Origin of the sequence: Pseudonocardia sp. DSM 110487, from assembly GCF_019468565.1 — a bacterium.
Classification (GTDB): Bacteria; Actinomycetota; Actinomycetes; order Mycobacteriales; family Pseudonocardiaceae; genus Pseudonocardia.
Genome location: NZ_CP080521.1, coordinates 4,832,053 through 4,858,975, shown reverse-complemented (window position 1 = coordinate 4,858,975; position 26,923 = coordinate 4,832,053). Strand labels below are relative to the sequence as shown.

Annotated in this window: 31 protein-coding genes; 7 read left to right on the top strand and 24 right to left on the bottom strand. The window is 73.2% G+C overall.

All coding sequences use genetic code 11. The annotated features are described in order from the left end of the window. Window positions 1–15: 15 nt before the first annotated feature. Genes K1T35_RS22660 through K1T35_RS22645 form a run of 4 tightly spaced genes read right to left on the bottom strand, consistent with a single transcriptional unit; the run spans window position 16 to window position 3,642 of the window. Window positions 16–876: a branched-chain amino acid ABC transporter permease gene (locus K1T35_RS22660; RefSeq protein ID WP_220262108.1), complete on the bottom strand. Its 861-nt coding sequence runs from the start codon at window positions 874–876 to the stop codon at window positions 16–18. Next, a complete protein-coding gene (locus tag K1T35_RS22655; protein WP_220262107.1) occupies window positions 873–1,586 on the bottom strand; it encodes an ABC transporter ATP-binding protein in 714 nt (237 codons plus the stop codon). The genes K1T35_RS22660 and K1T35_RS22655 overlap by 4 nt, the downstream gene beginning before the upstream one ends. Then, window positions 1,583–2,320 carry an ABC transporter ATP-binding protein gene (locus K1T35_RS22650; protein ID WP_220262767.1) on the bottom strand — a complete coding sequence of 246 codons (738 nt, stop codon included), beginning with the start codon at window positions 2,318–2,320 and terminating at the stop codon, window positions 1,583–1,585. Before K1T35_RS22650 ends, K1T35_RS22655 begins: the two co-directional genes overlap by 4 nt. Further along, the gene (locus K1T35_RS22645) at window positions 2,317–3,642 is read right to left on the bottom strand and encodes an ABC transporter substrate-binding protein (RefSeq protein WP_220262106.1); all 1,326 of its coding nucleotides are present in this window, start codon (window positions 3,640–3,642) and stop codon (window positions 2,317–2,319) included. Before K1T35_RS22645 ends, K1T35_RS22650 begins: the two co-directional genes overlap by 4 nt. A 277-nt stretch (window positions 3,643–3,919) precedes the next feature. Between K1T35_RS22645 and K1T35_RS22640 the strand changes: the two genes are divergently transcribed. The 3 genes from K1T35_RS22640 to K1T35_RS22630 all read left to right on the top strand — a co-directional run bounded on the left by K1T35_RS22640 (window position 3,920) and on the right by K1T35_RS22630 (window position 6,577). Further along, window positions 3,920–4,948, top strand: coding sequence for a helix-turn-helix domain-containing protein (locus tag K1T35_RS22640; protein ID WP_220262105.1), 1,029 nt, complete (start codon window positions 3,920–3,922; stop codon window positions 4,946–4,948). 5 nt (window positions 4,949–4,953) lie between these two features. Next, on the top strand, window positions 4,954–5,472 hold the full coding sequence (locus K1T35_RS22635; protein WP_220262104.1) for a 2,4'-dihydroxyacetophenone dioxygenase family protein: 519 nt from the start codon (window positions 4,954–4,956) through the stop codon (window positions 5,470–5,472). A gap of 88 nt (window positions 5,473–5,560) precedes the next feature. Then, on the top strand, window positions 5,561–6,577 hold the full coding sequence (locus K1T35_RS22630) for a prenyltransferase (protein ID WP_220262103.1): 1,017 nt from the start codon (window positions 5,561–5,563) through the stop codon (window positions 6,575–6,577). Window positions 6,578–6,607: 30 nt separating this feature from the next. On the opposite strand, the gene nusB is transcribed toward K1T35_RS22630, so the two are convergent. The 3 genes from nusB to K1T35_RS22615 form a co-directional block, all read right to left on the bottom strand. Beyond that, entirely contained in the window at window positions 6,608–7,042 is a 435-nt protein-coding gene (gene nusB, locus K1T35_RS22625) for a transcription antitermination factor NusB (protein ID WP_220262102.1), read from the bottom strand. Continuing rightward, window positions 7,042–7,605 carry an elongation factor P gene (gene efp / locus K1T35_RS22620; protein WP_220262101.1) on the bottom strand — a complete coding sequence of 188 codons (564 nt, stop codon included), beginning with the start codon at window positions 7,603–7,605 and terminating at the stop codon, window positions 7,042–7,044. Before efp ends, nusB begins: the two co-directional genes overlap by 1 nt. A gap of 123 nt (window positions 7,606–7,728) precedes the next feature. Further along, window positions 7,729–8,814: a Xaa-Pro peptidase family protein gene (locus tag K1T35_RS22615; protein ID WP_220262100.1), complete on the bottom strand. Its 1,086-nt coding sequence runs from the start codon at window positions 8,812–8,814 to the stop codon at window positions 7,729–7,731. A gap of 61 nt (window positions 8,815–8,875) precedes the next feature. On the opposite strand from K1T35_RS22615, the gene K1T35_RS22610 reads away from it, so the two are divergent. Further along, window positions 8,876–9,076 (top strand): DUF6458 family protein, encoded by a 201-nt coding sequence (locus K1T35_RS22610; protein ID WP_220262099.1) that lies wholly within the window; start codon window positions 8,876–8,878, stop codon window positions 9,074–9,076. A 6-nt stretch (window positions 9,077–9,082) separates the two neighbouring features. On the opposite strand, the gene aroQ is transcribed toward K1T35_RS22610, so the two are convergent. Genes aroQ through K1T35_RS22595 form a run of 3 tightly spaced genes read right to left on the bottom strand, consistent with a single transcriptional unit; the run spans window position 9,083 to window position 11,290 of the window. Then, complete coding sequence (aroQ, locus tag K1T35_RS22605; protein ID WP_220262098.1) at window positions 9,083–9,526, bottom strand: type II 3-dehydroquinate dehydratase; 444 nt, start codon at window positions 9,524–9,526, stop codon at window positions 9,083–9,085. Then, window positions 9,523–10,617, bottom strand: coding sequence for a 3-dehydroquinate synthase (gene aroB / locus K1T35_RS22600; RefSeq protein ID WP_220262097.1), 1,095 nt, complete (start codon window positions 10,615–10,617; stop codon window positions 9,523–9,525). The genes aroQ and aroB overlap by 4 nt, the downstream gene beginning before the upstream one ends. Before the next feature lie 52 nt (window positions 10,618–10,669). Beyond that, complete coding sequence (locus K1T35_RS22595) at window positions 10,670–11,290, bottom strand: shikimate kinase (protein ID WP_370645482.1); 621 nt, start codon at window positions 11,288–11,290, stop codon at window positions 10,670–10,672. 164 nt (window positions 11,291–11,454) lie between these two features. On the opposite strand from K1T35_RS22595, the gene K1T35_RS22590 reads away from it, so the two are divergent. Then, window positions 11,455–11,790, top strand: a complete 336-nt coding sequence (locus K1T35_RS22590) for a hypothetical protein (protein WP_220262096.1) — start codon at window positions 11,455–11,457, stop codon at window positions 11,788–11,790. Between the two features lie 153 nt (window positions 11,791–11,943). Here K1T35_RS22590 and aroC read toward each other — a convergent pair whose 3' ends face one another. Both aroC and K1T35_RS22580 read right to left on the bottom strand, forming a co-directional pair. After that, window positions 11,944–13,128: a chorismate synthase gene (aroC, locus tag K1T35_RS22585; protein WP_220262095.1), complete on the bottom strand. Its 1,185-nt coding sequence runs from the start codon at window positions 13,126–13,128 to the stop codon at window positions 11,944–11,946. A 42-nt stretch (window positions 13,129–13,170) separates the two neighbouring features. Further along, window positions 13,171–13,890 carry a prepilin peptidase gene (locus K1T35_RS22580; RefSeq protein WP_220262094.1) on the bottom strand — a complete coding sequence of 240 codons (720 nt, stop codon included), beginning with the start codon at window positions 13,888–13,890 and terminating at the stop codon, window positions 13,171–13,173. Window positions 13,891–14,091: 201 nt separating this feature from the next. Here K1T35_RS22580 and K1T35_RS22575 point away from each other — a divergent pair, with 201 nt between their 5' ends. Further along, window positions 14,092–14,958: a spermidine synthase gene (locus K1T35_RS22575; protein WP_255622414.1), complete on the top strand. Its 867-nt coding sequence runs from the start codon at window positions 14,092–14,094 to the stop codon at window positions 14,956–14,958. Window positions 14,959–14,976: 18 nt separating this feature from the next. Here the strand turns inward: K1T35_RS22575 and mltG are convergent, their stop codons facing one another. The 6 genes from mltG to shbA form a co-directional block, all read right to left on the bottom strand. Next, a complete protein-coding gene (mltG, locus tag K1T35_RS22570; RefSeq protein ID WP_220262093.1) occupies window positions 14,977–16,314 on the bottom strand; it encodes an endolytic transglycosylase MltG in 1,338 nt (445 codons plus the stop codon). Window positions 16,315–16,544: 230 nt separating this feature from the next. Further along, on the bottom strand, window positions 16,545–16,967 hold the full coding sequence (ruvX, locus tag K1T35_RS22565; RefSeq protein WP_220262764.1) for a Holliday junction resolvase RuvX: 423 nt from the start codon (window positions 16,965–16,967) through the stop codon (window positions 16,545–16,547). Continuing rightward, window positions 16,967–19,627 carry an alanine--tRNA ligase gene (gene alaS / locus K1T35_RS22560; RefSeq protein ID WP_220262092.1) on the bottom strand — a complete coding sequence of 887 codons (2,661 nt, stop codon included), beginning with the start codon at window positions 19,625–19,627 and terminating at the stop codon, window positions 16,967–16,969. Before alaS ends, ruvX begins: the two co-directional genes overlap by 1 nt. A 126-nt stretch (window positions 19,628–19,753) precedes the next feature. Beyond that, window positions 19,754–20,077, bottom strand: coding sequence for a hypothetical protein (locus K1T35_RS22555; protein WP_220262091.1), 324 nt, complete (start codon window positions 20,075–20,077; stop codon window positions 19,754–19,756). After that, entirely contained in the window at window positions 20,074–20,469 is a 396-nt protein-coding gene (locus K1T35_RS22550) for a DUF948 domain-containing protein (protein WP_220262090.1), read from the bottom strand. The genes K1T35_RS22555 and K1T35_RS22550 overlap by 4 nt, the downstream gene beginning before the upstream one ends. Window positions 20,470–20,596: 127 nt before the next feature. Beyond that, complete coding sequence (gene shbA, locus K1T35_RS22545) at window positions 20,597–21,322, bottom strand: RNA polymerase sigma factor ShbA (protein ID WP_255622413.1); 726 nt, start codon at window positions 21,320–21,322, stop codon at window positions 20,597–20,599. Window positions 21,323–21,915: 593 nt separating this feature from the next. Between shbA and K1T35_RS22540 the strand changes: the two genes are divergently transcribed. Further along, window positions 21,916–22,641 (top strand): TetR/AcrR family transcriptional regulator, encoded by a 726-nt coding sequence (locus K1T35_RS22540; RefSeq protein ID WP_220262089.1) that lies wholly within the window; start codon window positions 21,916–21,918, stop codon window positions 22,639–22,641. Window positions 22,642–22,671: 30 nt separating this feature from the next. Here the strand turns inward: K1T35_RS22540 and K1T35_RS22535 are convergent, their stop codons facing one another. The 6 genes from K1T35_RS22535 to K1T35_RS22510 all read right to left on the bottom strand — a co-directional run bounded on the left by K1T35_RS22535 (window position 22,672) and on the right by K1T35_RS22510 (window position 26,903). Further along, window positions 22,672–22,944, bottom strand: a complete 273-nt coding sequence (locus K1T35_RS22535; protein WP_370645481.1) for a GlsB/YeaQ/YmgE family stress response membrane protein — start codon at window positions 22,942–22,944, stop codon at window positions 22,672–22,674. Window positions 22,945–22,992: 48 nt separating this feature from the next. Beyond that, the gene (gene rocD / locus K1T35_RS22530; protein WP_220262088.1) at window positions 22,993–24,228 is read right to left on the bottom strand and encodes an ornithine--oxo-acid transaminase; all 1,236 of its coding nucleotides are present in this window, start codon (window positions 24,226–24,228) and stop codon (window positions 22,993–22,995) included. Continuing rightward, window positions 24,228–25,076 (bottom strand): dimethylargininase, encoded by an 849-nt coding sequence (ddaH, locus tag K1T35_RS22525; RefSeq protein ID WP_370645480.1) that lies wholly within the window; start codon window positions 25,074–25,076, stop codon window positions 24,228–24,230. Before ddaH ends, rocD begins: the two co-directional genes overlap by 1 nt. A 122-nt stretch (window positions 25,077–25,198) precedes the next feature. Beyond that, window positions 25,199–26,197, bottom strand: a complete 999-nt coding sequence (locus K1T35_RS22520) for a sigma-70 family RNA polymerase sigma factor (protein WP_220262087.1) — start codon at window positions 26,195–26,197, stop codon at window positions 25,199–25,201. A 15-nt stretch (window positions 26,198–26,212) separates the two neighbouring features. Next, window positions 26,213–26,416 (bottom strand): hypothetical protein, encoded by a 204-nt coding sequence (locus tag K1T35_RS22515; RefSeq protein ID WP_220262086.1) that lies wholly within the window; start codon window positions 26,414–26,416, stop codon window positions 26,213–26,215. A 31-nt stretch (window positions 26,417–26,447) separates the two neighbouring features. Further along, window positions 26,448–26,903, bottom strand: coding sequence for an Lrp/AsnC family transcriptional regulator (locus K1T35_RS22510; RefSeq protein WP_220262085.1), 456 nt, complete (start codon window positions 26,901–26,903; stop codon window positions 26,448–26,450). Window positions 26,904–26,923: the final 20 nt, after the last annotated feature.

Sequence of the window (26,923 nt, the reverse complement as noted above, 5' to 3'; positions counted from 1 at the left end):
ACTGCCATGTCCTCGTCACTGCCAGGTCCCCGGGAAGATGCCGCGCGGGCGGACGAACAGGAACGCCAGGAACACGAGGTGGCCTGCGAGCAGCGAGTACTGCACGTCGATCGCCGCGGCGACCGTCTGGCTCACCCCGAGCACGATCCCGCCGACGAGCGTTCCCCACAGCGAGCCGAGCCCGCCGATCACGATCGTCTCGAACGCGAACAGCAGGAGCAGTACGCCGGTGTTCGGGTCGAAGCTCGACTGCACACCGAAGGCGATCCCCGCAATCGTGGCGGTGACCAGGCCGAACGCCGTGACCGCTGAGAACACCACCCGGTGGTCCACACCCATGAGCGCGGCGGTGGCGCTGTCGTCGGCCGCGGCGCGCACCACCCGGCCCAGCACCGTGCGGTGCAGGAACAGCTGGACCCCGCCCAGGATCACCACCGCCGCGACGAACACCAGCACGCTGATCCACCCCACCGACAGGGTCGACGTGATCGGGACGCTCGCGGTCTCCAGCCCGGCGAGCGCGATCGACCGCACGTCCGATCCGAAGAGCATCAGCAACAGGTTCCCGATGACGACCGACAGCGCGAACGTCACCAGCGGCGTCGTGAACTCGCCGGATCGCATCGTCCGCTCCAGCACGAGCCGCTGCAGGCCCCAGCCGGCACCGGCCATCACGACGAGCGCGAGCAGGATCGCGGCCGGAGCCGGCACGCCCAGCGCCACGATCGCGGTGCTCGCCAGGTACGCCCCCGCGACGGCGAGCGCGCCGTGCGCGAGGTTGACGATGCGCATCACGCCGAACATCAGCGACAGGCCGGCCGCGAACAGCGCGTACTGGCCGCCGACGAGCACGCCCTGTACCAGCGCCTGCGTCATGTCACGCCCCGCAGCCCGAAGTACGCGGCCACCACATCGTCGCGGCTCAGTTCCGCCGGCCGCCCCGCGAGCACGATCCGGCCCTCGAGCAGGCAGTACATGCGGTCGCAGACCTCCATCGCGCGCTGCAGGTCCTGCTCCACCAGCAGGAGACCGGTCCCCTCATCGCGGATCCCGGAGAGGGAGTCGTAGAGCTGGTCGACGATCACGGGGGCGAGCCCGAGCGACACCTCGTCGAGCAGGAGCACGCGCGGGTTCGCGAGCAGGGAGCGGGCGATCGCGACGGCCTGCCGCTCCCCGCCGGAGAGCGCGTCGGCCCGGCGGTCGCGCACTCCGGCCACGAGCGGGAACGCCTCGTAGACGCGCTCGATGCTCCACGCACCCGGCCGCGCCTTCCAAGCCCCCACCTGCAGGTTCTCCGCCACGGTGAGGCTCGGGAAGAGGCGACGACCCTCCGGGGTGAGCGATACGCCGAGCCGGACGCGGCGATGCGCCGGGAGCGCGGTGACGTCCCGCCCAGACCACCGGACGGCGCCGCGACGAGGCCGGTGCGCCCCGGCGAGGGTCGAGAGCAGCGTCGACTTCCCGGCGCCGTTCGCGCCGACGAGCGCCACCGTCTCGCCCTCGTCGACGGCGATCGACACGTCGTGCAGCGCCTGCAGGTGCCCGTGGAAGGCATCGAGGCCGTCGGCCTCCAGGAGCGCGCTCACAGGAGCACCGCCCCCGGTCGGCCGAGGTACGCCGCGACCACGCCGGGATCTGCCATCACCACGTCCGGCGGACCGTCGGCGATGATCTCCCCGACGGCGAGGCAGGCCACGCGCGTGACGACCCGGGTCAGCGCCCGCAGCACGTGCTCGACCCAGACGATCGTGGTGCCGCTGCCGTGCAGCTCGCGCAGCAGGGCGATGAGCGACTCCGTCTCGGGTGCGGTGAGGCCGCCCGCGATCTCGTCCAGCAGCAGGACGTCGGGGCCGGTGGCGAGCGCCCTTGCGAGCTCGAGGCGCTTGCGGTCGAGCAGGCCGAGGTCGCCCGCTTGCTGGTCGGCCCGGTCGGCGAGGCCGGTGCGCTCGAGCGCGGCCATGCCCGCCGCGTAGGCGGCCCCACGCCGCAGCCCGGCCCCGCGGAACGCCCCGACCAGCACGTTCTCCAGCACCGTCAGGCCGGTGAACGGCCGCGGGATCTGGTGGGTGCGTCCCAGCCCGAGCATGCAGCGCCGCCGCGGGGGTTGCGGGCCGATGTCGCTCCCGTACAGCCGAACCCGCCCGCCGTCCGGCCGCCGCTCACCGGTGACGACGTCGAGCAGGGTCGACTTGCCCGCGCCGTTCGGCCCGACGATCCCGACCGCCTCGCCGGGTGCCACGGCCAGCGAGACGTCGCGCAGCACGGTGTGCGCGCCGAACGCCAGCGCGACGTGCTCCACCTCGAAGGCGGGGGCAATCATGCGGCCCCGGATCCCGGGAGCGGTTTGACGTCCCCGGTGATCGCGACGTCCGGGGCGAGCGCGTTGTCCACGATCACCAGCTCGTACGGGTATTGCCCGCTGCCGCGCTGCCACTGGGTGGGGAACACCGGGGTGAACGCGACGTTCGGCGCCGGCCCGCCGCCGAAGTCGAGCGGGCCGACGATCGTCTCGGTCTGCAACGTCCGCAGCGCACCGGCCAGCGCCTCGCGGTCCTTCGGGTCGGCGGCCGCCCTGATCCCGGCGAGCGCCACCTCGAAGAGCGCGTAGGTGAACCCCATCGGCTGCATCCACTGGCGCCCGCTGCGCTGCTGGTAGCCCTCGGCGAGCGCCTTCGCCGTCATCCCGTCCAGGGACGAGGTGTAGGGGAGGTCGGGCGTCCACCATGCGCTCGTCATGAGGTTCTCGCCGAGGTCGCCGAGCGCCTCGACCGCCGCCGGGAACAGGATCGCCTTGTGCACGTAGGCGTACGGCGGCACGAACCCGTTCTGCCGGCACTGGCGCCAGAACGTCGCGAAGTCGGGCGGGGCTGGCACGCCCGTGAGGATCTGCACGCCGTCGGAGCGGAACCGGCCGATCTGCGCGCTGTAGTCGCTCGCAGGCTCGGCATACGGGCCGGGGTCGACGAGCCGGAAGCCGATGCCCTCGATCGCGGGCGTGAACGCGGCGCGGAACGTGTCGCCGTCGACGTTGTTCGGCCAGAGCGCGCCGATCGTCTGCTCGGACACGGGCAGGCGCGCCCACACCGGCGGCACCGCCCGGATCTCGCCGCTCGCCCCCGTGAAGAAGCAGACCGTGTACCGGAACCCGGTCGCCGGGTCGCCGCCCCGGCCGGTGAACCAGCTCTCCCACGGCACCAGCGAGGCGATGCACGGCACGCCTGCGGCCTCGGCCTGGTCGGAGACGGGATTCGCGACGGTCGGGGTGACGCCGGTGAGGATGAGATCCACCTGGTCCTGCAGGATCGCCTCGCGCGCCGCCTCGGCTGCCCGGTTGGAGTCCGACGCCGCGTCCTTCGTGATGATCTCCAGCTGGTAGGTCGTGCCGCCGACCTGCACGCCCTTCGCGTACACAGCCCGGACGAGGTCCAGCAGGTAGGCGTCCGGCTCCGTGAAGCCGGCCAGTGGGCCGGTCTGCGGGACGATGTGCGCGATCCGGATCGTCGTGCCGCCGGTGCTCCCGGACTGCCCCGAACCCGCAAGCCCCCCACAGGCGGCGAGCAGGCTCGACGTCGAGGCCACAGCGCCGGCGGCCGCGACACCTCGCAGGAAGTCGCGCCTTCGAACACTCGGGGAGTTGCGCATGACCCCGCCTTTCGGCCTGCGTCGCGATCGGGTGCGGCGGGACGCTAGTGAGGACGGGAACGGGGGGCGGGCGGCGAGCGGGACCTGTGCGCGGGAGCGCGGGAGCAGTGCGCGCCCACACGGTTTCCCGTCGCGCTCCGTAACAGTCAAGCAACACCGCGTCAGTTCCCGATGATGTTTCCGCTACACGGCAGCGCCTTGACATCGCGTCGGCGGGGCGACTGTGATGACCCGTAGTTCTGATGTGGCCAGCCGACCGCAAGGAGGCGGATCGACGATGGCCGTTCTCGTCGACACGCGCGCCGTGCCGCCGGCCGAGCGGTTCGAGTGCTGGCACGAGGCGGCGTCCAAGATCTTCTTTCCGCTCCAGATCGAGCGGGGACGGGCGGAACCCTTCTTCGGCCGGGTGCTCGGGCACCGGCTCGGGCCGATCCAGGCGTTCCGGGTGACCGGCGACCCGAACACCTGCATCCGCACGCCGCGCGGCATCCGCCAGGGCGACCCGGAGGAGCTGCAGCTGCACCTCGTCCGGCGCGGGCTCTGCCGGGTCAGCCAACAGGACCGGGCGAGCGCCCTCGTGCCCGGCGACCTGACCACCCAGGACACCTCGCGGCCCTACACGATCGACATCGACGAACCGTTCGAGTTGATCGTCTTCAACTTCCCGAAGTACCTGCTCGGCCCGCACGCCGACCACATCAGGGCGCGCACGGCCATGCGCATCGCGGGCGACTCCGGGCTCGCGGCCCGCGTCGGCCCGTTCCTCACCGGGATCCTCGACGGGCTCGACGAGGGGTCCATCGCCGAGTCCGACGCGCTCACCGACAGCATGGTCGGCCTGCTGCGCTCGCTGTTCAGCAGCGGCCGCCCCGCGGTGCCGAGCGACCCTGCCGCCCTGCTGCTGCGCCGGATCCACGACCACATCGAGCAGCACCTCGCCGATCCGGGTCTCGGACCGGAGCAGATCGCGGGGGCACACTTCATCTCGGTGCGCTACCTGCACAAACTCTTCCAGCGCGAGGGCACGTCGGTGTCCCGGTTCGTCCAGCAACGCAGGCTGGAACGCTGCAGGCGCGACCTCGGCGACCCGACGCTCGCCGGGCACACGATCGAGTCGATCTGCAGCGCGTGGGGCCTGACCAACCCCGACCACTTCAGCCGCGTGTTCCGGGCGACGTACGGATGCCCGCCCCGGGAGTGGCGGGCGCGCGCGGTCCGCGCCGGATCGGGTCCCCGCGCTGTGCGCCCTCGACCGGGCACTGTGCACCCTGGGGAAGGCCTGCCGCCACGCACCGGCGGATCGTGACGGCCATGACCGAGTTCTGGCGTGAGATCAAGCCGATCGAGAACGTCTTCCGGCCGGGTGCCCTGCCCGACCTGCACGTCTCCGACGGGCCCATCGACGACGACCGCTACTACATCCCACTGTCCGAGACGGTCGGCTCCCGGCCACTGTTCATCTCGACCAGCCAGAACCGCTGGTGCGACGTGCTCATGGCGCGTGGCGCCGGCCTGGTGAACCGCCACTACCACCCGCACCAGGTGTTCGCCTACACGATCTCGGGCAAGTGGGGCTACCTCGAGCACGACTGGGTCGCCACGGCGGGCGACTTCGTCTACGAGGCACCCGGCGAGGGCCACACGCTCGTCACCTACGAGTCCGACGAGCCGACGCGCATCACGTTCAACGTGACCGGCCCGCTCATCTGGCTCGACGAGGACGGCAAGCCGGACGGCACGTTCGACGTCTTCGACTACATCGACCTCTGCCGGGATCACTACGAGAAGGTCGGCCTCGGCGCCGGGTTCGTCGACCAGTTCATCCGGTAGTCCGGGACAAGCTTCCCGGGCCGGTGCGCGTGCTGGCACCGGGCCGCGCGATCCCGCACCGAGCCGTCGACGTCGTACGCTCTGCAGTGTGAGCGAGGCCACCACCGGCCGGTCCCGGCTGTCGTCATGGGCCTACGCGCTGCGCACCACCAACCCGCCGCCCGACGGCCGGCCGGATCTGATCACACGCTGGATCGTGGTGACGCGCGCGGCCGTGCTCCCGATGACGCTGGTCTCCGGACTGGTCGCCGCGCTGCTGGCCATCGGGGAGCCGGGCCTCGACTGGTGGTGGCTGTCGCTCGCCGTCGTCGGGATCGTGCTGGCGCACCTCGCGAACAACCTCATGAACGACCTGTACGACACGCAGGCGGGTAGCGACACCGCGGCCTACCCACGCGCTCTCTACGCGCCGCACCCCGTGCTCTCCGGCCTGGTGTCGCGCCGCACCCTCATCGCCGCGATCGTGCTGGTCAACCTCGCCGACCTCGCGATCCTCATCGGGCTGGCGCTCGCGCGCGGATGGCCGGTGGTGGCGTTCGCCCTGGCCGGGTTCGTACTCAGCGTGGCCTACACCGCCCCACCCCTGCGCTTGAAGAAGCGCGGGCTCGGCGAGCCGGACGTACTCGTGGTGTGGGGGCCGCTGATGGTCGGCGGCACCTTCTTCGCCGCCACCGGGTCGATCACATGGCCGGTGCTGCTCGCGTCGCTGCCCTACGGCCTGCTGTGCACCACCGTGCTGATGGGCAAGCACATCGACAAGATCCCGTTCGACGCTCCGCTCGGGATCAGAACACTGCCGGTGATCCTCGGCGAGCGCCGCGCCCGCTCCGCGACGCTCGCCCTGATGGCCGCCTTCTACGTGCTGGTGGTTGGGTGCGTGCTGGTGGGCGCGATGCCGTGGCCCGCGCTCGCCGTGGTGCTCGCGCTGCCGCGGTTGGCGAAGGTATGGACCCGCTTCCGCAGGCCACCGCCGGACGAGCCGCCGCCAGGATTCCCGGTGTGGCCGCTGTGGTACGCCGCGCTGGCATGGGTGCACGTGCGCCAGGCCGGCGCGCTGCTCCTGCTCGGCCTGGCGATCGGAGCGGCGATCGAAACCGTGCTCTAGGAGCGCCCTGAACAACTGTTCAGGACCCTCCTAGCGCGTGGCGCGCAGGTGCTCTGCGATGTCGGCGATGCGGCCGAGCACGCCGTTGAGGAAGCGCGGGCTGTCGTCGGTGGACAGCGCCCGCGCCAGCTCGACGGCCTCGGTGATCGCGACGGGGTCGTCGATCTCGTCGACCCAGAGCAGTTCGAACACGCCGATCCGCAGCAGGGTGCGGTCGACCGCCGGCATGCGCGCGACCGTCCAGCCCTCGGCGTGCTCGGCGAGGAGCTGGTCGATGCGCTCGCGGTGGGCCACCACGCCCTCGACGAGCATCGCGGCGTAGTCCGAGACGGGCGGGGCGTCGTCGGTCTCGCGGCGGTGCGCGAGCACGACCAGTGGGTCGTCGCCCCTTGCCTCCGACTCGAAGAGGATGTCGAGGGCGCGCTTGCGTGCCCTCGTGCGCGCCCGTTGCAGCCGCTCGGGCATCAGCCGGATACGCGGCCCAGGTAGCGCCCGTCGCGGGTGTCCACCTTGACCTTCTCGCCGGTCGTGACGAAGAGCGGCACCTGGATCTCGGCGCCGGTCTCCAGGGTGGCGGGCTTGGTGCCGCCGGTGGAGCGGTCGCCCTGCAGACCCGGGTCGGTGTGGGAGATCACCAGCTCCACCGACGTGGGCAGCTCGACGTACAGCGCGGTGCCCTCGTGGAAGGCGACCATCGCCGACTGGTTCTCGAGCATGAAGTTCGCGTTGTCGCCGACCGTGTTCTCCGGCACCGGGATCTGGTCGTACGTGTCGCCGTCCATGAAGACGAAGTCGGCGCCGTCCCGGTAGAGGAAGGTCATGTCCCGCCGGTCGACGGTGGCGGTGTCGACCTTCGTGCCGGCGTTGAAGGTCTTGTCGACGACCTTGCCGGTGAGCACGTTCTTCAGCGTTGTGCGCACGAATGCGCCGCCCTTGCCGGGCTTGACGTGCTGGAACGCCGTGACCGACCACAGCTGGCCGTCCAGGTTGAGCACCAGACCGTTCTTGAGGTCGTTCGTCGTGGCCACGTGCGCCTGACTCCTTGCGTCTGTCGCGGGCGCGCAGGATTCGCGGGATGCCGCCAGCGCGCCGGGGTTGCTCGATGAAGCGGCGCGCTGCAACGGCGCCGTCGTCCGGCACCAAGGATACCGTCAGACTTCGAGCAGCTCGCGCGTGGTGTGGGTGAGCAGCTCCGGCCCGGCCTCGCGCACCACGAGCGTGTCCTCGATGCGCACGCCGCCCCGGCCCTCGAGGTAGACGCCGGGCTCGACCGTCACCACCATCCCGGCGGCGAGTGCCCCCGTCCCGGTCTTGCCCACGTACGGCGCCTCGTGGATCTGCAGCCCGACGCCGTGGCCCAGCCCGTGCACGAACTCCTCGCCGCGCCCCGCCCGCTCGACCACGCCGCGGGCGGCGGCATCCACCGCCGTGACCTCCGCACCCGGCGCGAGGGCGGCCCGCCCGGCGGCCTGTGCCTCCGCGACGAGCGCGTGCAGGTCCCGCTGCCAGTCGGCGGCGCCGCCGAGCACGACGGTGCGGGTCATGTCGGAGTGGTAGCCGTCGACGAGCGCCCCGAAGTCGAGCTTCACCAGGTCGCCCCGCCGCAGCTCCACAGCGGTCGGGCGGTGGTGCGGCACGGCCGAGTGCGCCCCGGCGGCCAGTATCGTCTCGAAGGCGGGGCCGGTGGCGCCGTGGGCGCGCATCCGGTCCTCGAGGTCGAGCGCGACCTCGCGCTCGGTGCGCCCGGGCCGCAGCCCGCCCGCACCGAGCAGGTCGGCGAGTGCGGCGTCGCCCACCGCGCAGGCGCGCCGCAGCGCCTCCACCTCGCCCGCGTCTTTCACCGCCCGCAGCCGCTGCACGAGCCCTGGCGCCCTGAGCAGCGGCACGCCATCGGCGGCCTCGGCCAGGCCGTCGTGCGCGTCGACGGTCACGGCGTCGGACTCGAACCCCAGCCGCCCGACGCCCAGCGCCTTGGCCTGCTTCGCCAGTGCGAGCGCGCAGGCCCGGTCGATCACCGGCTCCAGGTCGGGCACCTCGGCAGCTGCCTGCGTGCGGTAGCGCCCGTCGGTGCAGAAGCGGCTCCCTGCGTCACCGCCTGCGTGCACGAGCAGCGCCGCGTTCGAGCCGGTGAACCCGGTCAGGTAGCGGACGTTGACCAGGTCGGTGACGAGCATGGCGTCGACCCCCGCGCCGGGCAGCAGCGCGCGCAGGGCCGCCCGCCGGGCGGAGCAGGACATACGTCCACCCTATGGGGTGTACCGGGTCCGCTCGGGGGTAGACCGGGACATGCGAATCGGTATGAGCATCGGACTGCTCGCGGTCGGCCTGGTCCTCGCTCTCGCCGTGCGAGTCGACCTGGGCGGGATCGATCTGGAGCTCGTCGGTTGGATCCTGACCATCGTGGGCGCGATCGGGCTCGTCGTGAGCCTCCTCGTCGCCCGCCAGGTACGTCCCGTCGTGCGGCGCCGCGTGGACTACCCGCCCGACCCCGAGCTCTAGGAGGGCCTAGGCCGTGGCCTGGGTGTGCTCGGCCAGCCAGCGCAAGGCGAGCGCGTAGCCGTCGACGCCGAGCCCGACGATCACCCCGGTCGCCACGCCGGAGATGTAGGAGTGGTGGCGGAACTCCTCGCGCCGGTGCACGTTCGTGATGTGCACCTCGATCAGCGGTGCGGTGAGCTGGGCGCACGCGTCGCGCACCGCCACCGATGTGTGCGTCCACGCCGCCGCGTTCAGCACCACCGGCGCGCCGGCGTCGGCGGCTTCGTGCAGCCAGCCGAGCAGCTCGCCCTCGTGGTCGGTCTGGCGCACCTCGACCTGCAGGCCGAGGTCCGTGCCGGTGCGCTCGCACAGCGCGACGAGGTCGGCGTAGGTGGTGCGGCCGTAGACGGCCGGCTCGCGGGTGCCGAGGCGGCCCAGGTTCGGCCCGTTGAGCACCAGCACGCGGGTCATGCCGGCGCCCCCGTCGACACCGCCGCGTACGCGCGCTCCAGGAGCTCCGGCTCTGGGCCTTCCATGCGGCCCGGCTTCGCCAGCCCGTCGAGCACCACGAACCGCAACGTGCCGGCCCTCGCCTTCTTGTCCCCGCGCATCGACTCCACCAGCTCGGGCAGCACGCCCGCCACGTAGGTCACCGGCAGCCCGAGCGAGGCGAGCACCGCCCGGTGCCGGTCGGCCGTGGCGTCGTCGAGCCGCCCCGCCGCTCGCGCCAGCTCGGCCGCGAACACCAGACCGACGCTCACCGCGGCGCCGTGGCGCCAGCGGTACTCCTCGCGCCGCTCGATGGCGTGCCCGAGCGTGTGGCCGTAATTGAGGATCTCCCGCAGGTGCGACTCGCGCAGGTCGGCCGCCACCACGTCGGCCTTCACCCGGATCGAGCGCTCCACCAGCTCGGGCAGCACTGGGCCCGCCGGATCGAGCGCCGCCGCCGGGTCGGCCTCGATCCGCTCCAGGATCACCGGGTCGGCGATGAAACCCGTCTTGACGATCTCCGCGCTGCCTGCCACCAGCTCCGGTGCCGGCAGCGTGTCGAGCACGGCGAGGTCGACGAGCACCGCGGACGGCTCGTGGAACGCCCCGACGAGGTTCTTGCCGGCCGCTGTGTTGATGCCGGTCTTCCCACCGACGGCCGCATCGACCATCGCGAGCAGCGTCGTGGGGACGTGCACGACGCGCACGCCGCGCATCCAGGTGGCCGCGACGAACCCGGCGAGGTCGGTGACCGCGCCACCGCCGAGCGACACCACGACGTCGCCGCGGGTGAGGCCGATGCGCCCGCAGACCTCCCAGCAGAAGCCCGCGACGGCCAGTGCCTTGCCGTCTTCGGCGTCGGGGATCTCGACGCGGTGCGCGTCGACGCCTGCCCCTTCCAGCTCCGCCCGGACCACTTCCGCGACGTCGGCCAGCGCCGGCTGGTGGATGATCAGCGCGGCCGCTGCGCCGAGCCCGGCGACCGTCGACGTCAGCTCGGCGCGGACCCCCCGGCCCACGAGCACCGGATACGGCCGCTCGGTTGCCACGTCGATCCGCACCGTCGTACTCATCGTCCGGCCTCGCTGAGCTCCCTCACGAGCGATCACCCTACGGCCGCGGCGGTCAGAGGCGGATGGTCGGGTCCGGCAGGGCGGCGCCGCCTCTCGGGGTGGGCCGGTCGAGCGGGTCGTCCGGGTCGATCGGGTCCTCAGGGGCGGCCGCGGAGATCTCTCCGAGCGCCTCAAGCACCGCCCGGGCCACCTGGTTGGCGCTGCGGCGGTCGGTGGCGATCTGCACGGTCGCCACCTCCCGGTACAACGGCGCGCGGGCGTCGAGCAACGCCTTGAACGTGGCACGCGGGTTGACGCCCGCCAGTAGCGGCCGCGCCGTGGACATGCCCGTGCGGCGCATGCCGTCGGCCAGCCCGACGCTCAGGTGCACGACCCGGTGGGCCCGCAGCAGCTCGCGGGTCTCGGCGGCGAGCACGGCACCGCCGCCGAGGGCGAGCACACCGTCGTGGCTCGCGAGCGCCTCCGCGACGACCTCGCGCTCGAGGCGCCGGAACCCGTCCTCGCCGTCCTCGAGGAACAGATCGGCGATCGCCTTGCCCGTGCGCTCCTCGATGATCGCGTCCGCGTCGGCGAACCCGACGCCGAGCCGCCGCGCCAGCACGCGGCCGACCGTGGTCTTCCCGGCCCCCGGCGGGCCGACGACGACCAGCGTGGGGCGACTCTCGACAGGCACGTCCCCAGGGTAGTGACCGCGCCATTCACCCGATGCGCGCTCCCTCCCTGCTCCCTTCGGCGGGTCGATCGGAGATCAGATATGGTGCGCAAAGACCGCGATTCCGCATGATCGGAGCAGCCGGTGACCCACCGCGAGAGCGAACAGCGCAGCGAGGGCGATCGGTGACCCACCCCGACGACATGCCCGAGCCGCCGGACGGGCCCACGCCCGCCCGCGAGCAGCTCCCGCTCCCCCGTCGCCGGCGCCAGTCACACATCGAGCCGCAGCTGCGCACCCCCGACGGCACCAGCACGGGTACACCGTTCGCCGCGTTCGGCCCCGACGGGGCTCCCGAGCTCGCCCGGAGCGCCTCGTCGGACTGCTACGAACGGGGCGGGTACGAACGGGGCGGGTACGAACGGGGCGGCCACGAACGGGGCGGCCAGACCGATCGCGCCGCCGCCTTCCACGCGGGCGCCCACCGCGGCCGCTGCGGACACCACCGAGCCGACCGCTAGTGCCCCGAGCGGGACGCCGGTCGTCGGGCCCGAGTTGTCTGCCGGACGGTGATCAGCACCCCACGGCGGCGGCGGTCGCGCTGGCGTCCTGCTCGACGTGCCCCAGCTCTCCGTGACCGCCTGTCGCAGAACGCCTGTCGCGGAACGCCTGTCTCAATCCGCGCTGTGCGGGCCGATCGCGTCGAGGTACCCGCGCAGGTTGCGGCGAGTCTCGGGGAGCGAGTCGCCGCCGAACTTCTCCAGCGCCGCGTCGGCGAGCACGAGCGCGACCATCGCCTCGGCCACCACGCCCGCCGCCGGCACGGCGCAGACGTCCGAACGCTGGTGGATCGCCTGTGCGGCTTCTCCCGTGGCGACGTCGACGGTGCGCAGCGCCCGCGGAACAGTGGAGATCGGCTTCATCGCGACCCGGACCCGCACCGGCTCGCCGTTGGTCATCCCACCCTCGATGCCGCCGGCCCGATTGGACAGCCGCCGCACCGGGTCGCCGGGCACCATCTCGTCGTGGGCGGCGCTGCCCCGCCGCCTGGCGGTGCGGAACCCGTCGCCGATCTCGACGCCCTTCATCGCCTGGATGCCCATGAGCGCCCCGGCGAGCCGCGCGTCGAGCCTGCGGTCACTCTGCACGTACGAGCCGATCCCGACCGGGAGGCCGTAGGCGATCACCTCGACCACGCCACCGAGCGTGTCGCCGTCCTTCTGCGCGGCGTCGACCTCGGCGACCATGGCCGCGGTGGCCTCGTCCGTCCATGCCCTGACCGGGCTCGCGTCGACCCGGTCCAGGTCGCCGGGGCCGGGAGCCTCTCCCTCCGGTGCCTCCACCGCGCCGAGCTCGACCACGTGCGACACGATCGCCACGTCGAATGCCTGCGCCAGGAACGCCTTCGCCACCGTGCCCAGCACGACCCTGGCCGCCGTCTCGCGGGCGCTGGCACGCTCCAGCACCGGCCGTGCGTCGTCGAACCCGTACTTCGTCATGCCCGCGAGGTCGGCGTGGCCGGGACGGGGGCGGGTGAGCGGCGCGTTGCGCGCCCGGCTGGCGATCAGCTCGGGGTCGACGGGGTCGGCCGCCATGACGGTCTCCCACTTCGGCCACTCCGTGTTGCCGATACGGACCGCAACCGGCCCACCTTGCGTGACCCCGTGCCGGACTCCGCCGATGACCTCGAGCTCGTCGGCCTCGAACTTCATCCGGGCACCGCGGCCATGCCCCAGCCGACGCCGGGCCAGCTCCGCGGCGAGCTCCTTGGTGGTGATCTCGACCCCGGCGACCATGCCCTCCAGCATGGCGACCAGGGCAGGACCGTGGGACTCCCCGGCGGTGATCCAGCGCAGCACGATCGCGATTCTCTCACCTCCCTCCTCCAGCGGCGCCCGCGCCTAGCGGGCCACGACTGTCAGCAGGCCGACCGTGACGACCCACGTGGCCGCGAGCATCGAGGGACCGTGCGGGACGGCCCGGCCCGCGAGCCGCCACCGCCGCGACGGCCCCGCCCGTGCCTCCCCCGACACCGGAACCCGGCCCTCCGCCGCTGCCCGCGAACCGACTGCCGCACCGATCGCAGCGGTCATCGCGAGCACCGCGGTGAAAGCGGCGGCCAGCACCGCTGCCAGCGCGAGCGCAGGCCACGCCACCGCCGCCAGCACCGCACCCAGCGGGGCGGCGAGCTTCACATCACCCGCCCCGACTGCCCGCCGGTCGACGAGGTGGAACGCGACGTGCACCGCCACGGCCACCGCCGCACCGCAGGAGCCCCGGACCACCGCCATTGACCCGACCGGCAGCAGGAGCAGCAGCGCGACCGGCAACGCGGGCACCGTGAGGGCGTTCGGCAACCGGCGATGCCGCACGTCGACCACCCCGGCCGCGACGGCGAGCCAGCCCAGCCCGAGCACGGCGGGCACCCACACCCCGGGCAACCCGCCGGCTGCCCACGCCGCCCCCGCGGCCGCCCACAGCGCCGCCACCCCCAGCTCGCACCACGGCGGCGGGATCCGCGTCCCCCGGCGCAACCGCAGCAGCACCGCCCGCGCGGCAGCGCCGGCCAGCACGCCCGCACCGGCGAGCACCGCGACGACCAGCCCGGACCCGATCATCATGACGTCCTCCTCCGCACCGCCTGCGCCTTCGATCGTCGGCGCCCAGGCGGGCGCGGCCAACGGTGTTCGCGCAACTGTGGACAGCCGGACCCCGAGGTGGACAACAGGTGGTCGTCCCGGGCCACCTTGCCGCGACCTGTCGGACCGGTATGCATCCCCGCCAACAGGGCATGGCGGGCGTCCACAAGGCAGGATCGGGGGGTGGAGCAGCGGGGATTGCGGGTGGCGCGGGCGGTCATCACGGCCGATGTGGATCATGGCACGGCCGAGCTCGTCGGCGACCCCGATCGGGCCCAGGGCTGGACCCTTCTGCTGGACGGCACCGCGCAGTCACACGTCGACCTCGAGGACCCCACCCACCTCGAGTTCGAGTACGTCCGGCGGCTGGCGCACGTCGCCGACCTCGTGGCCCCGCCCACCAAGCCGGTCCGGGCGCTGCACCTCGGGGGTGGCGCGTGGACCCTCGCCCGCTACATCGCCGCCACCCGGCCCGGATCTCCCCAGCGGGTGGTCGAGCTGGACGCGGGCCTCGTCGACCTCGTCTCCTCCCGGCTGCCCTCCGACGACACCAGCATCGAGATCATGGTCGGCGACGCACGGGCCGCGCTCGCCACCGTGGCCCCCGGGTCGGCCGACCTCCTGGTGCTGGACGTGTTCGCCGGCGCGCGCACGCCGGCGCACCTCACCTCGGTGGAGTTCGTGCGCGCGGCGGCCGCCGTCCTCTCCGCCGACGGGGTCTACGCCGCGAACGTCGCCGACGGCGGGTCGCTCACCTTCGCCCGCACGCAGGTCGCCGCGGCATTGGCCGTGTTCGCCGAGGTCGTGGTGCTGGCGGTGCCGCAGCTGCTGCACGGGCGCAGGTTCGGCAACCTCGTCCTCGTCGGGTCGGCGGCGCCGCTTCCGGTGGCCGAGCTCGCGCGCATGGCCGCGGGCGACGCGTTCCCGGCCCGCGTGCTCGCGGGCGCCGACCTGCGCCGGTTCGCCCGCGGCGCCGCCGTGCCCGTGGACGGGGCCACCGCGCCGTCCCCGCTGCCCCCACCGGGCTTCTTCGGCAGGCCGGCAGACTGACCCTTTCGGTTCGGGGCGCTAGAACGCGCCGTTCTGCCGGGCCGCGCGGACGTTGGCGTTGTGCTCGTCGATCGTCGCCCCGAAGCAGGACGTGCCGTCGGACTGGCACCGCACGAAGTACAGCCACGGGCCCGGCTCCGGTTCCAGGGCCGCCGCGATCGCCTCCCGCCCCGGCGCGGCGATCGGGGTCGGCGGGAGGCCGGCCACCGCGTAACTGTTGTATGGGCCCGGTCGTGCGCGATCCTCCGCGGTGGTGCGCAGCGCCTGCAGGTCCAGCGGGTAGTTCACCATCGAGTCCAGCTCGAGCCGCCGTCCGGCGCCGAGCCGGTTGTAGATCACCCGGGCCACCTTGGGCATGTCCGGGTTGATCGCCTCCTTCTCCACGAGCGAGGCGATCGTGAGCACCTCGTACGGGCTCGAGCCGATGCTCTGCGCGCCCGCGACGAGGCCGGATGCCGCGAGCCGCTCCCCCGATGTGGCGAGCAGGCCGCGCAGCACGTCGACGGCGGTCTCGCCGGGCGGCACGTCGTAGCGCCCCGGCACGAGCAGGCCCTCGAGGCGGCGCCGCGGCTCCGCGGCGCCGACGCCCTCGAGGGCCCACTCGGGCACGCCGAGAGCGGCCGGGTCGGTGTCGGTCATGGCCGCGCGCAGCTCGTCCGCCGAGACGCATCGCTCCTGCCCGTCGAGCCGCGCGCAGGTGGCGGTCGAGATGAGGCTCAGGACACCGGGCGCAACCGTGCCGTCGGGCGCGCGCGTGTCGTCGAGCTGCACGCCGCCGCGGATGTCGAGCTCACCGACGCGGGAGGCCGGGTCCAGCATCATGTCCACGGCCGCGGCGCCCGACATCTGCCTGCGCATCTGGTAGAAGCCCGGCTGCACCGCGCGGATGCGGTCCTCGTCCTCCGCGGCACGGGTGAACGACTCCGGGGCCGCCACCACCCCGTTCTCCGCGAGCACGGTGCCGATCCTGCGGGTCGAGGCACCGTCCTCGACCTCGATCACGACGTCGCCGGTGCCCCCGCCCTCGAAGTCGGGGACGGCGAACCAGGTGAGGAACGAGTACGCGCCGCCCGCCGCGACACCACCGAGCAGGAGCACCGAGAGCAGGAGCACCACGGCGCGCCTGCGCTTCTTCGTGCGCTTCTTCCCGGGCTTCGCGCCGGGCCCCGCGGCCGGTTCATCACGGTGGTCGGCCGGCGGCTCGGGTTCGGGTCGCGGGGCGGCCGCCGGGACGTCATGCCCGCCGTTCCGCGGCCCGGGAGCGGGCTCGGGCGGAGCCGGCCGCTGGGCCGACTCGGGCGAACCGGGCCGCCGGGCATCGCCGCGCATCCGCGGGCCGACGACGGGCACCGGCACGGTGGGAGGGCCCGAATCCGGCGGCGGGCCGGAGCGCGTGGCGGGTCCCGAACCGATGCGCGGGAGCGGCCTGCCCTGCGCCCGGGGCGGCGGGACCGGACGGGCTCCGGGTCGCTCGCCGACACCCGGGGGGCGGGGCGGCCGTGGGTGGTCCCATCCGTCCGGGTTCACGACACCGGAGAGTAGCCATCGGGTGAACGACGCTGCATCGGTGGGTCATCCGGATGTGATCAGCCGCGGTGCGCGTCCAGCCAGCCCTGCAGGATCGCGACGGCCGCGGCCTGGTCGACCACGGCGCGCTGCTTGCGCCCCTTCACACCACGCTCACGCAACTGGCGGGTGGCCACGACGGTGGTGAGCCGCTCGTCGGACAGCTCGACCGGAACGTCCAGCACACCCCTGAGCGCGTCGGCGAAGGTCCGGGCGGCCTCCGCGGCGGGACCGTCGCGCCCCGCGAGGGTGCGCGGCAGCCCGACGACGGCCCCGACCGCCTCGTACTCGGCCACGAGCCCGGCGATCGTCCGCAGATCCGAGCCGCCGTCGACGTCGCGCGGGACCGTGACGAGCGGCGTGGCCAGCACGCCGTCCGGGTCGCAGATCGCGACCCCGACCCGGACGGCGCCGACGTCGATGCCGAGGCGTCGTCCCCGGATCACCCGCGCAGCGCGGTCCGCAAGGCGGTGACCGCCTCGGGGATGCCGGCCGGTTTGGTCCCGCCGCCCTGGGCGAGGTCCGGCTTGCCGCCGCCGCGCCCTCCCACGGCAGGGGCGAACGCGGGGATCAGCTTCCCGGCCGCGATGCCCCGGTCGCGGGCAGCGGCCGTGGTGGCGACGACGAACGACACCTTCTCCCCGTCGGCGGAGAACAGCGCCACCACACCGGGGCGAGCGCCGAGGCGCCCGCGCACGTCGGAGGCGAGCGCCCGCAGGTCGTTGCCGTTCACCCCCTCGGGAGCAGCGACGGCGACGAGCGCGACCCCGTCGACGTCCTCGGCGGCGTCGGCGAGGGCGCCGGCCGAGGAGAGCACGGCGTCGGCGCGGACCTTCTCCAGCTCACGTTCGGCCTGCCTCAGCCGCTCCACGACACCGCCGATGCGCTCGGGCAGCTCCTCGGGCCTGGCCTTGAACTGCTCGGCCAGCTGGGAGACCAGGACGTGCTCCTTGGCGAGGAACCGGAAGGCGTCGAGCCCGACGAGGGCCTCGACGCGCCGCACGCCGGAGCCGATCGAGGCCTCCGACAGGAGCTTCACGAGGCCGAGCTGGCCGGAGCGGTGCACGTGAGTGCCACCGCAGAGCTCGCGGGAGTAGTCGCCGATCTCGACGATGCGCACCTTGTCGCCGTACTTCTCGCCGAAGAGCGCGAGCGCCCCGAGCTTGCGGGCCTCGTCCTGGGAGGTCACGAACCAGCGGACCTCCTCGTCGTTCTGCAGGACCGCGTTCACCTCGTCCTCGACGTCGGTCAGCACGGACGGCGGGACTGCCCCGGCGGGGGAGGTGAAGTCGAACCGCAGGCGGCCGGGGGCGTTGAGCGAGCCGGCCTGGGCGGCGGCGTCGCCGAGGTGCTTGCGCATCCCGGCGTGCACGAGGTGGGTGGCCGAGTGCGACCGCGACACCGCGGCCCGCCGGCTCGTGTCCACCTCGGCCTGGACGGTGGTGTCCACCTGGGCCTCGCCCGCCGTGACCGTGCCGCGGTGCACGATCAGCCCGGCCACGGGCGACTGGACGTCGGAGACCTCGACGGTGAACCCGTCGCCCCGGATCCAGCCGGTGTCGGCGAGCTGCCCGCCGCCCTCGGCGTAGAACGGGGTGCGGTCGAGCACGACCTCGACCGTGGTGCCCGTGCCCGCGGCTGGCACGCCAACGCCGTCGACGACGAGCCCGGCGATGCGGGCCTCGGTCGTGAGGTCGGTGTAGCCGAGGAACTCGCTCCCGCCGCCCGCGTCGAGCACGGCGCGGTAGACGGAGGCGTCGCCGTGGCCGACCTTGTGCTTGGCGGCGTCGGCCTTGGCGCGGGCCCGCTGCTCCTCCATCAGCGAGCGGAAGCCCTGCTCGTCGACGGTGAGGCCGGCCTCGGACGCCATTTCCAGGGTGAGGTCGATCGGGAAGCCGTAGGTGTCGTGCAGCTGGAACGCCTTGTCACCGGCCAGCCGGCTCCCGCCGGCCTGCTTCGTGGCCGTGACGGCGGTGTCGAAGATCCGCGAGCCCGCGGTGAGCGTGGCGAGGAAGGCCTCCTCCTCGGCCCGCACGACCGCCGAGATCCGCTCGAAGTCGGTGACCAGCTCGGGGTAGGACGGGGCCATCGCGTCGCGCACCACCTCGGCGAACGAGCCGAGCACCGGCTCGTGCACACCGAGCAGCCGGGCCGAGCGGACGATGCGGCGCAGCAGCCTGCGCAGCACGTAGCCGCGGCCCTCGTTGGACGGGGTGACGCCGTCGCCGATGATCAGGACGCCGGAGCGGGCGTGGTCGGCGATCACCCGGAACCGGATGTCGTCCTCGTGCGAGGCGCCGTACTTGCGGCCGGAGAACTCCTCCGCACGGGCGATCACCGGCCGGACCAGGTCGGTCTCGTAGACGTTGTCGACGCCCTGCAGCAGGTACGCCACCCGTTCGATGCCCATGCCGGTGTCGATGTTCTTCTTCGGCAGGCTGCCGATCGGCGGGTGCCCCTTCTTCGGGGAGAGCTCGCCGCGCTCGTCCTGCATGAAGACGAGGTTCCAGATCTCGAGGTAGCGGTCCTCGTCGGCGACCGGGCCACCCTCGCGGCCGTGCTCGGGCCCGCGGTCGAAGTAGATCTCCGAGCACGGCCCGCCGGGACCGGGCACGCCCATGTCCCAGTAGTTGTCGTCGCCGCCCCGGCGCTGGATCCGCTCCTCCGGCAGCCCGGCGATGCGCCGCCACAGGGCGATCGCCTCGTCGTCGTCCTGGTAGACGGTGACCCAGATGCGGTCCGGGTCGAAGCCGTAGCCGCCCGCGTCCTGGCTTCCGGTCACCAGGTTCCAGGCGTGCTCGATCGCGCCTTCCTTGAAGTAGTCGCCGAAGGAGAAGTTCCCGGCCATCTGGAAGAACGTATTGTGGCGGGTGGTCTTGCCGACCTCGTCGATGTCGCCGGTGCGCACGCACTTCTGGATCGAGGTGGCCCGCGGGTACGGCGGCGGGACCTGCCCCAGGAAGTACGGCTTGAACTGCACCATCCCCGCGTTGACGAAGAGCAGGTTGGGGTCGTCGAGGATCAGCGAGGCGCTCGGCACACGGGTGTGTCCGGCGCTGACGAAGTGGTCGGTGAACCGACGGGTGATCTCGTGGGTCTGCACGGTTGGCTTCCAAGGGTCGAACGGGAGGCAGGCATCCTCAGGCGGCGCGGCCAGTCTCCCGCAGCGAGCGGGACGCGGGACGGCAGGGGGACGCGCGCTGGGAGACCAGGCTCGAGCCTGGCGGCGTCAGGCCCCTGCCCTGCGCGCTCGCGCGCGGGGAGCCGGTCGGCGCGCAGGTGTGGGCTCGGGGTCGGAGAACGCGTCCCTCATCGCGGGCAGCGGAGCCCCGGTGCGGCGTTCCACGAGGTCGGAGAGCTCCTGCTCCCGCTCGGTCATCCCGGCGCGCACCTCGGCGCCGAACGCCCCGAGCCCGGCGCCCAGCTCACGCAGGCCGTCGGCGAGGTTCGCACCCACCCCGGCAGGGGTGAGCGCATGGGCCGCCTCGGACGCCCGCCGGGTGGCGTACACACCGACGGCGAGCCCCAGCCCGAGCCAGAAGAGCCGCTTCACCTCCGACGCCCCCTCCGACGGGAGTGGGCACCGGAGTCGCGCACGGCACGGCGGGCCTTGATCGCCTTGTTCAGGCCGTAGCTGAACGCCGCGGCACGCACCAGCGGGCCGCCGAGGGTGGCGGTGAACAGCGACGTGAGGACCGAGACGTTGCTCGACACGGTGCGCGCGCTCGATGTGATGCCGTCGACCCGCTCCAGCTGCGTGTTCACCTGGTGCAGCGTGGTCTGGGCGTCACGCAGCAGCGGGTCGCCGCCCTCGTGCGCCTTGCGGATGGCGATGGTGGCCTCGTCGAGCGTGCGGCCGAGCTTCAGCAGCGGGACGGCCAGCAGCAGCACGAGGACCACGAAGGCCCCCGCGGCGATCAGCGCCGCGATCTGGCCAGCCGACACGAAGCCTCCCCGGATCCCGCGCGGCGCCCACTGCGATCGCCGCTCTTGATCTCCTCAGGTTACTCCCCGCCCGCATCCCGTTACCGTCGGGGCTCGGCGCCGCACCCGGCCGATGACCCGGCGTTTCCTACTCCTCGTCGCCCTCGTCGCCGGCCTCGACACCGGCCGTCACGACCTTGCGGCGCAGCCGGTTGAGCGCCCTGTGCTGGGTGACGCGGACCGCGCCCGGCGTGGACCCGACCGCCTGCGCGGTCTCCTCGGCCGACAGCCCGACGGCGATGCGCAGCACGAGCACCTCGCGCTGCCGCGGCGTGAGCAGGTGCAGCAGTGCCCCGAGCCGCTCGGTGAGCTCGACCTGCAGGAGGTGGTACTCGGGGCCGTCGTGCGCGAGCGGCGCGTCCGGGATGTCCGCGACGGGCTCGGCGCGGTTGCGGCCGATGGCTCGGAACGCGTCGGTGACCTTGTGGGCGGCGATCCCGTAGACGAACGCGCGGAAGGACAGCCCGCGCAGCGTGTAACCCGGCAGCGCGTTCACGACCGCGAGGCAGACCTCCTGCGCGACGTCGTCGGCCGAGCCCATCACCGTCTCCTGGCGGCCCAGCCGTGCCCGGCAGTACCGCAGCACGAGCGGGTGGATCTCGGCGAGCAGCCGATCGCGCGCGCGGGGCTCGCCTGCGACCGCGGCCCGCAGCAGGCTCTCGAGGAGCGGCGGATCGGACTCCGCAACCGTGGCCCCGAGCACGGGGACAGCGGTGTCCGGCAGCGGCGCGGTCTGATCGACAGCCTGTGCGGTGGCCAGATCGGCGGTCCGGCCGGTCTCCTCGACGGTGGAGACCACCATCGGCGCGCTCATCGCTCGGCCTCGCTGCGCTCGGCCGGCTTCGCCGGGCACTGAGTCGATTGCCCGCTCGCAGGCTCGCGAGCCGGGCGAAGGCGCTGTGACTTTGATTCGCTCGCAAGCTCGCTCACTTGCGCGCCCCGCACGCGGGCGCTGTGCTCGTGGTTCGCTCGCTGACCCTCACTCATCGCGCGCCTGCCGCGGCGAGCTGAGCGACGCCGGACACTGCCCCGTGGCGCCGGCGGAAACGTTCGTACAACAGATCGGACGCGTGCATCGGGTTCCCCTCCCCTGCGCCGGCGGAGCCATCGCCGGCGGCTGCGCGCCCTCCGGTCGGCCGAACGGCGCGTACTGCGATCGTGCTGAGACGTGCTCGGTGTTACTGCTGAGAGCTACCGATCCATGCTGTGGAGGAGCGACCGGGACGTTCGGTGATACCTGCTTCGGTCCCCCGACCACAGATGCCCGTTCCGGTTGCCCCTCCGGAGCCTCGATCGCCGCCGTGCCCTGCGGTGATCGAAGTCGTTCGACGTTCAAGCACGGAGTTTGGGTCCAACCCAAGTTGGAGTCAAGAGCAATTCGAGCCGAAAGCGGTTACGCTTCGCTCAATGGCAGCTTCCGACCTCGCTGAACCGGACGATCCGCGGGCCAGGGCGGCACGTACGAAGCGTGACCGAACACGGCGGGCGCTGCTGGATGCTGCCGATGCGACCTTCGGCAGCCGCGGGTGGGCGGACACCCGGATGGAGGACGTCGCCGCTGCCGCAGGCGTCAGCGCCGCAACGGCCTACAACCACTTCCCGTCCAAGCACGTGCTCGTGGGCTCGGTGTACGGGCCGCTCGTGCGCCCGTTGCTGTCGGAGGCGGAGCGGGACATCGCCGCTGGCCGCCCCGTCGTGGACGCGCTGACCGACCAGATCAGGGCCCTCGCCCGCATCAGTCAGCGGTACCGCAAGCTCACGGCTTCCTTCTGGTCGGCCGTCGAGGAGTACACGATCAAGGTGAGCGGCCCGCCGGACACCGCCGACGACGGCGACCCGCGCACGCTCGCACCCGTGCCCACCCCGCTGCGGATCCTGATCGAACACGGCCAGCAGACGGGTCAGCTCCGCCCGTTCCCGAGCGCGCTCGACGTGAGCGGGATGATCGTCAACCTGCTGCTGCTGCGCAGCATCAACCGCAAGGAGGAGCCCGCCGACGTCACGGCGGAGCTGCTGCTCACCGTGCTGTTCGGCATGCTGCGCCCCGAACTGCTCGCGAATGCCGACAACGACGAGCGGCCGTTCCGCCGAACGGACTGTGCCGACCGGCGCGTACCGCTGGACGACCGTTGACAGATCGTGACCGGCGCGGGCCGGGTCGGATCAGGTGCGGTTGCGCTTACGGCCCGTGACCTGGTTGTAGATGACGAGCACGATCACCGCGCCGATGATCGATCCGATCCACCCGGAGGGCTCGAACCCACGCAGGCCGCCCGTCAGCAGCCCGAAGATCAGCCCGCCGATCACCGACCCGACGCAGCCGAGGACGATCGTGCGCAGGAGGCCGATGTCGTCCTTGCCGGGCACGATCGCGCGGGCGATGAAGCCCGCGATCAGCCCGAAGACGATCCAGCCCAGTATCGTGAAGACGATCATCCGATGTTCCCCTCTCGGCTGCTGCCAGCCGAGCCTACTCCTGGATGATCAGGGTCCCGCCAGCTCGGCCAGCGATCGCGCCAGCGCATCGATCGCGAAGCCGATCTCGTCGTCGGTGACGACGAGCGGCGGGGAGAAGCGGACGGTCGAGCCGTGGGTGTCCTTCACCAGCACCCCGCGCCGGGCGAGCGCCTCGCTGACGGCGCGTCCGGTGCCCAGCCGCGGGTCGACGTCGACGCCCGCCCACAGCCCTGCCCCGCGCACCGCGACGACGCCGTGACCCACGAGGTCGGCCAGCCCGCTCTGGAGCACCACTCCGAGCCTGCGGGCGGCGGCGAGGACCCCGTGCGGCCCGCTGTCGGCGAGCAGGCCCAGCACCGCGCGGCCGACCGCGCACGCGAGTGGGTTGCCGCCGAACGTGCTGCCGTGCTGGCCGGGGCGCAGCACGCCGAGCACCTCGTCGTCCGCGACCACTGCCGACAGCGGCAGGATCCCGCCGCCGAGCGCCTTGCCGAGCAGGTACATGTCCGCGTCGACCCCGGCACCGCGCGTCGCGAGGACATGCCCGGTACGGCCGAGCCCTGACTGCACCTCGTCGGCCACGAACAGCAGGCGGGCGGCGTCGCAGATCGCGCGGACCCCGGCGAGGTAGCCCGCGGGCGGCACGACGACGCCCGCCTCACCCTGCACCGGCTCGAGCAGCACGGCCACGGTGTCCGGGGTGACGGCCGCGGCGAGGGCGTCCAGGTCGCCGTATGGCACGACGTCGAAGCCCGGGGTGAACGGGCCGAACCCGCCGCGGGCGTCCGGGTCGGTGGAGAAGCCGACGATGCTGATCGTGCGGCCGTGGAAGGCGCCGGCGGCCACGATGATCCGCGCCCGGTTCTCCCGGACGCCCTTGACCTCGTACCCCCACTTGCGCGCGACCTTCAGCCCGCTCTCGACGGCCTCCGCGCCGGTGTTCATCGGCAGCACCCGCTGCTTGCCGACGAGCGCGGCGAGCTCCGCGCAGAAGGGGCCCAGCTGGTCGTTCCCGAACGCGCGGCTGGTGAGGGTGAGGCGGTCGAGCTGGCGGTGCGCCGCCGCGACGAGCTCGGGGTGGCGGTGGCCGAAGTTGAGGGCGGAGTAGCCGGCGAGGCAGTCGAGGTAGTGGCGGCCCTCGACGTCGGTGACCCAGGCCCCGTTGCCCTCCGCCACCACGACGGGCAGGGGGTGGTAGTTGTGCGCCGAGTGCTCGTGTACGAGCTCCTGATGGGCCTCGGTCGCCGACTGCATGAGCGTCATCAACGCACCTCCAGCGTGCAGCACTTCGGTCCGCCGCCCCCTTTGAGCAGCTCGGACAGGTCGACGGGCACGGGCGTGTACCCACGCTCACGCAGTGCCGCGGCCAGCCCGGTGGCCTGCGCGGGGAGCACGACGTGCCGACCGTCGCTCACGGCGTTGAGGCCGAGCACGGCCGCGTCGGCCGGGTCGGCGACGACGGCGTCCGGGAACCGGGTCCGCAGCACGTCCTGCGACGCCGGCGTGAACGCCGCGGGCAGCCAGGCGATGGTCGAGTCGTCGAGCACGGCGATGGCCGTGTCGAGGTGGTAGAAACACGGATCCACCAGCTCCAGCGGCACGACCTCGCGGCCGAACACGGCCGCCACCTCGGCGTGGGCGCGCGGGTCGGTGCGGAACCCGTGCCCCGCCAGCACGACGCCGTCGTCTCCACTGCCGATGGCGAGTAGGTCGCCCTCGCCCTCGTTCACGAACTCCGGCTCCACCACGGGGTAGCCGGCGGCGGTGAACCAGCCGCGGTGAGCGGCCGCCTCGGCGGCGCGCTCGCGGTGGCGGAACCGAGCGCCGAACACCATGCCGTCCACGACGGTGGCGCCGTTGGCGGCGTACACCATGTCCGGGAGACCGGGGACGGGGTCGATCAGGTCGACCCGGTGGCCCAGATCCAGGTAGGTCTGCCGCAGCGTGTCCCACTGGGCGAGTGCGCGCTCACGGTCGACGGGCTCGCCGGGCCGCATCCACGGGTTGATCGCGTAGCGGACCTCGAAGTGCTCTGGCCGGCACATGAGGTAGTGCCGGGGGCGGGCGACGGGTTCGGTGGACACAACCGGCCGGGGCAGGACGCTGGTCACGTTGATCACGGTAGGAAGGGGCCCGCCGCCCGACAATCGCGAAGTCCTGCCATTTCACGCACGTTCGTTGCGTGTTCTGCCACATGGGCGCTCGTTTCGAGCGCAATACCCCGACAGGGGGATCAGGGCAGCGCCGCCGGAAGCCCGAACGCCGTGACCTGGTCGCGGCCGAGGAACGAGGTGACCGCGGCGATCCGGTCGCCGCGCAGGGTGAGGACGTTCACCGCCCAGGCCAGGTGCGCCCCTGCCGCGTCGTCCCACAGGTAGCAGGCCACGGCCGGCTGGCCGTTGGCGCCCGTTGTCAGGTGCCGCCACGCCCCGCATGAGCCCAGCGGGACGCGTACGGCCCAGTCAGTGACGGCGGGCAGGCCCTGGTACCAGTGCGGGAGCGGTGGCATCGTCCAGGTGACGTCCTCGGTGAGCAGTGCCACCAGGCCGTCGGTGTCGCGGCGCTCGAGCGCGCCCGAGAACCCGGTGACGATCTCGCGCACCCGCGCGTCGTCCAGCTCACGCAGCGTCTGCTGCTGGGTGCGCGGCGGGACCTTCTCGGCGACGACGGCGCGGGCACGCTGCAGGGCGCTGTTCACCGAGGCCCGCGAGGTGCGCATCATCTCGGCGATCTCCGCCGCGGAGAAGCCGAGGACCTCGAACAGCAGCAGCGCAGCACGCTGGTTGCCCGGCAGGTGCTGGTACGCGGCGACGAAGGCCAGCTCGACGGCCTCGCGCTGCTCGTGGCGGGCGTCGGCGAGCAGCGCCTCCGGGTACGGCCCGAGCCACGCGACGTCGGTGCGCGGCGCGGAGTCGACCACGGCGTGGTCGCTCGCCGGGCCGAGATCGACCGGCGTCGCCCTGCGGCCGCGGCGGCGCGCCGCGTCGAGGCACGCGTGGGTGACCACGGAGTAGAGCCACGAGCGCAGCGAGCTGCGCCCCTCGAAGGTCGCGAGGGCCTTCCACGCCCGCAGCAGGCCGTCCTGGAGGGCGTCCTCCGCGTCGTGCACGGAGCCGAGCATCCCGTAGCAGTGGGCGTGCAGCTCCCGGCGCAGCGGCGCCACGAGCCGGGTGAAGGCGGCATCGTCGCCGGCGCGGGCGCGAACCAGGTCCGGGTCCTCGATGACGGTCACGACACCGATTCTCACCTAGCCGAGCAGCCGGAAGCGGCGGGCGCCGTCCGCGCGCTCCGAGCCGTCCCAGCGGTAGCGCAGCAGCGTGAACGTCTCCCCCGCCGGCTCGTCGGGCTCCGGCAGAGCCATCACGCCGGAGGTCGCGATCGGATCGTCGTCCGGCACGCGGAACTCGCGGCCGTCCTCGGCCCCGCCGACCAGGACGACCAGGACGCTCACGTCTCGAGCATCCCACGCCGGCCCGGGAAGGTCAGTGCGGCGGTGGGGTGGAGGCGCGGCGCAGCAGCGGCGAGAGCACCAGCACCGACTTCGTCCTCGCCACGAACGGCTGGGCGCCGATCTGCTCGAGCACCTGCTCGAAGTGGCGCATGTCGGTGGCGAGGATCCGCAGCACGGCGTCGGCGTCGCCCGAGACGGTGCTGGCGTCGACGACCTCGGGGAACCGGTCGACGGCCGACCGGATCACGCCCGGCGCCGTGCTGTTGCGGCAGTACAGCTCGACGTAGCCCTCCACCGTCCAGCCCAGCGCACCGGGGTCGAGCCGCACCGTGAACCCGGTGATCGCGCCGCCCGCACGCAGCCGGTCGACCCGCCGCTTCACCGCCGACGCCGACAGGCCGATCCGGTTCCCCAGCTCCGCGTAGCTGCGGCGGGCGTCCTCGACCAGCAGCGCGATGATGTCCTCGTCCAGACGGTCCAGCTGCACCCACCCATCGTGCTCCCGCG

What these genes read in the sequence shown, in the direction of transcription:
- K1T35_RS22660 (WP_220262108.1), bottom strand. Translation starts at nt 876, where the DNA reads ATGACGCAGGCGCTGGTACAGGGCGTGCTCGTCGGCGGCCAGTACGCG.
- K1T35_RS22650 (WP_220262767.1), bottom strand. Translation starts at nt 2,320, where the DNA reads ATGATTGCCCCCGCCTTCGAGGTGGAGCACGTCGCGCTGGCGTTCGGC.
- K1T35_RS22645 (WP_220262106.1), bottom strand. Translation starts at nt 3,642, where the DNA reads ATGCGCAACTCCCCGAGTGTTCGAAGGCGCGACTTCCTGCGAGGTGTC.
- K1T35_RS22640 (WP_220262105.1), top strand. Translation starts at nt 3,920, where the DNA reads ATGGCCGTTCTCGTCGACACGCGCGCCGTGCCGCCGGCCGAGCGGTTC.
- K1T35_RS22635 (WP_220262104.1), top strand. Translation starts at nt 4,954, where the DNA reads ATGACCGAGTTCTGGCGTGAGATCAAGCCGATCGAGAACGTCTTCCGG.
- nusB (WP_220262102.1), bottom strand. Translation starts at nt 7,042, where the DNA reads ATGCCCGAGCGGCTGCAACGGGCGCGCACGAGGGCACGCAAGCGCGCC.
- K1T35_RS22615 (WP_220262100.1), bottom strand. Translation starts at nt 8,814, where the DNA reads ATGTCCTGCTCCGCCCGGCGGGCGGCCCTGCGCGCGCTGCTGCCCGGC.
- K1T35_RS22610 (WP_220262099.1), top strand. Translation starts at nt 8,876, where the DNA reads ATGAGCATCGGACTGCTCGCGGTCGGCCTGGTCCTCGCTCTCGCCGTG.
- aroQ (WP_220262098.1), bottom strand. Translation starts at nt 9,526, where the DNA reads ATGACCCGCGTGCTGGTGCTCAACGGGCCGAACCTGGGCCGCCTCGGC.
- aroB (WP_220262097.1), bottom strand. Translation starts at nt 10,617, where the DNA reads ATGAGTACGACGGTGCGGATCGACGTGGCAACCGAGCGGCCGTATCCG.
- K1T35_RS22580 (WP_220262094.1), bottom strand. Translation starts at nt 13,890, where the DNA reads ATGATGATCGGGTCCGGGCTGGTCGTCGCGGTGCTCGCCGGTGCGGGC.
- shbA (WP_255622413.1), bottom strand. Translation starts at nt 21,322, where the DNA reads ATGAGCGCGCCGATGGTGGTCTCCACCGTCGAGGAGACCGGCCGGACC.
- K1T35_RS22540 (WP_220262089.1), top strand. Translation starts at nt 21,916, where the DNA reads ATGGCAGCTTCCGACCTCGCTGAACCGGACGATCCGCGGGCCAGGGCG.
- K1T35_RS22535 (WP_370645481.1), bottom strand. Translation starts at nt 22,944, where the DNA reads ATGATCGTCTTCACGATACTGGGCTGGATCGTCTTCGGGCTGATCGCG.
- rocD (WP_220262088.1), bottom strand. Translation starts at nt 24,228, where the DNA reads ATGACGCTCATGCAGTCGGCGACCGAGGCCCATCAGGAGCTCGTACAC.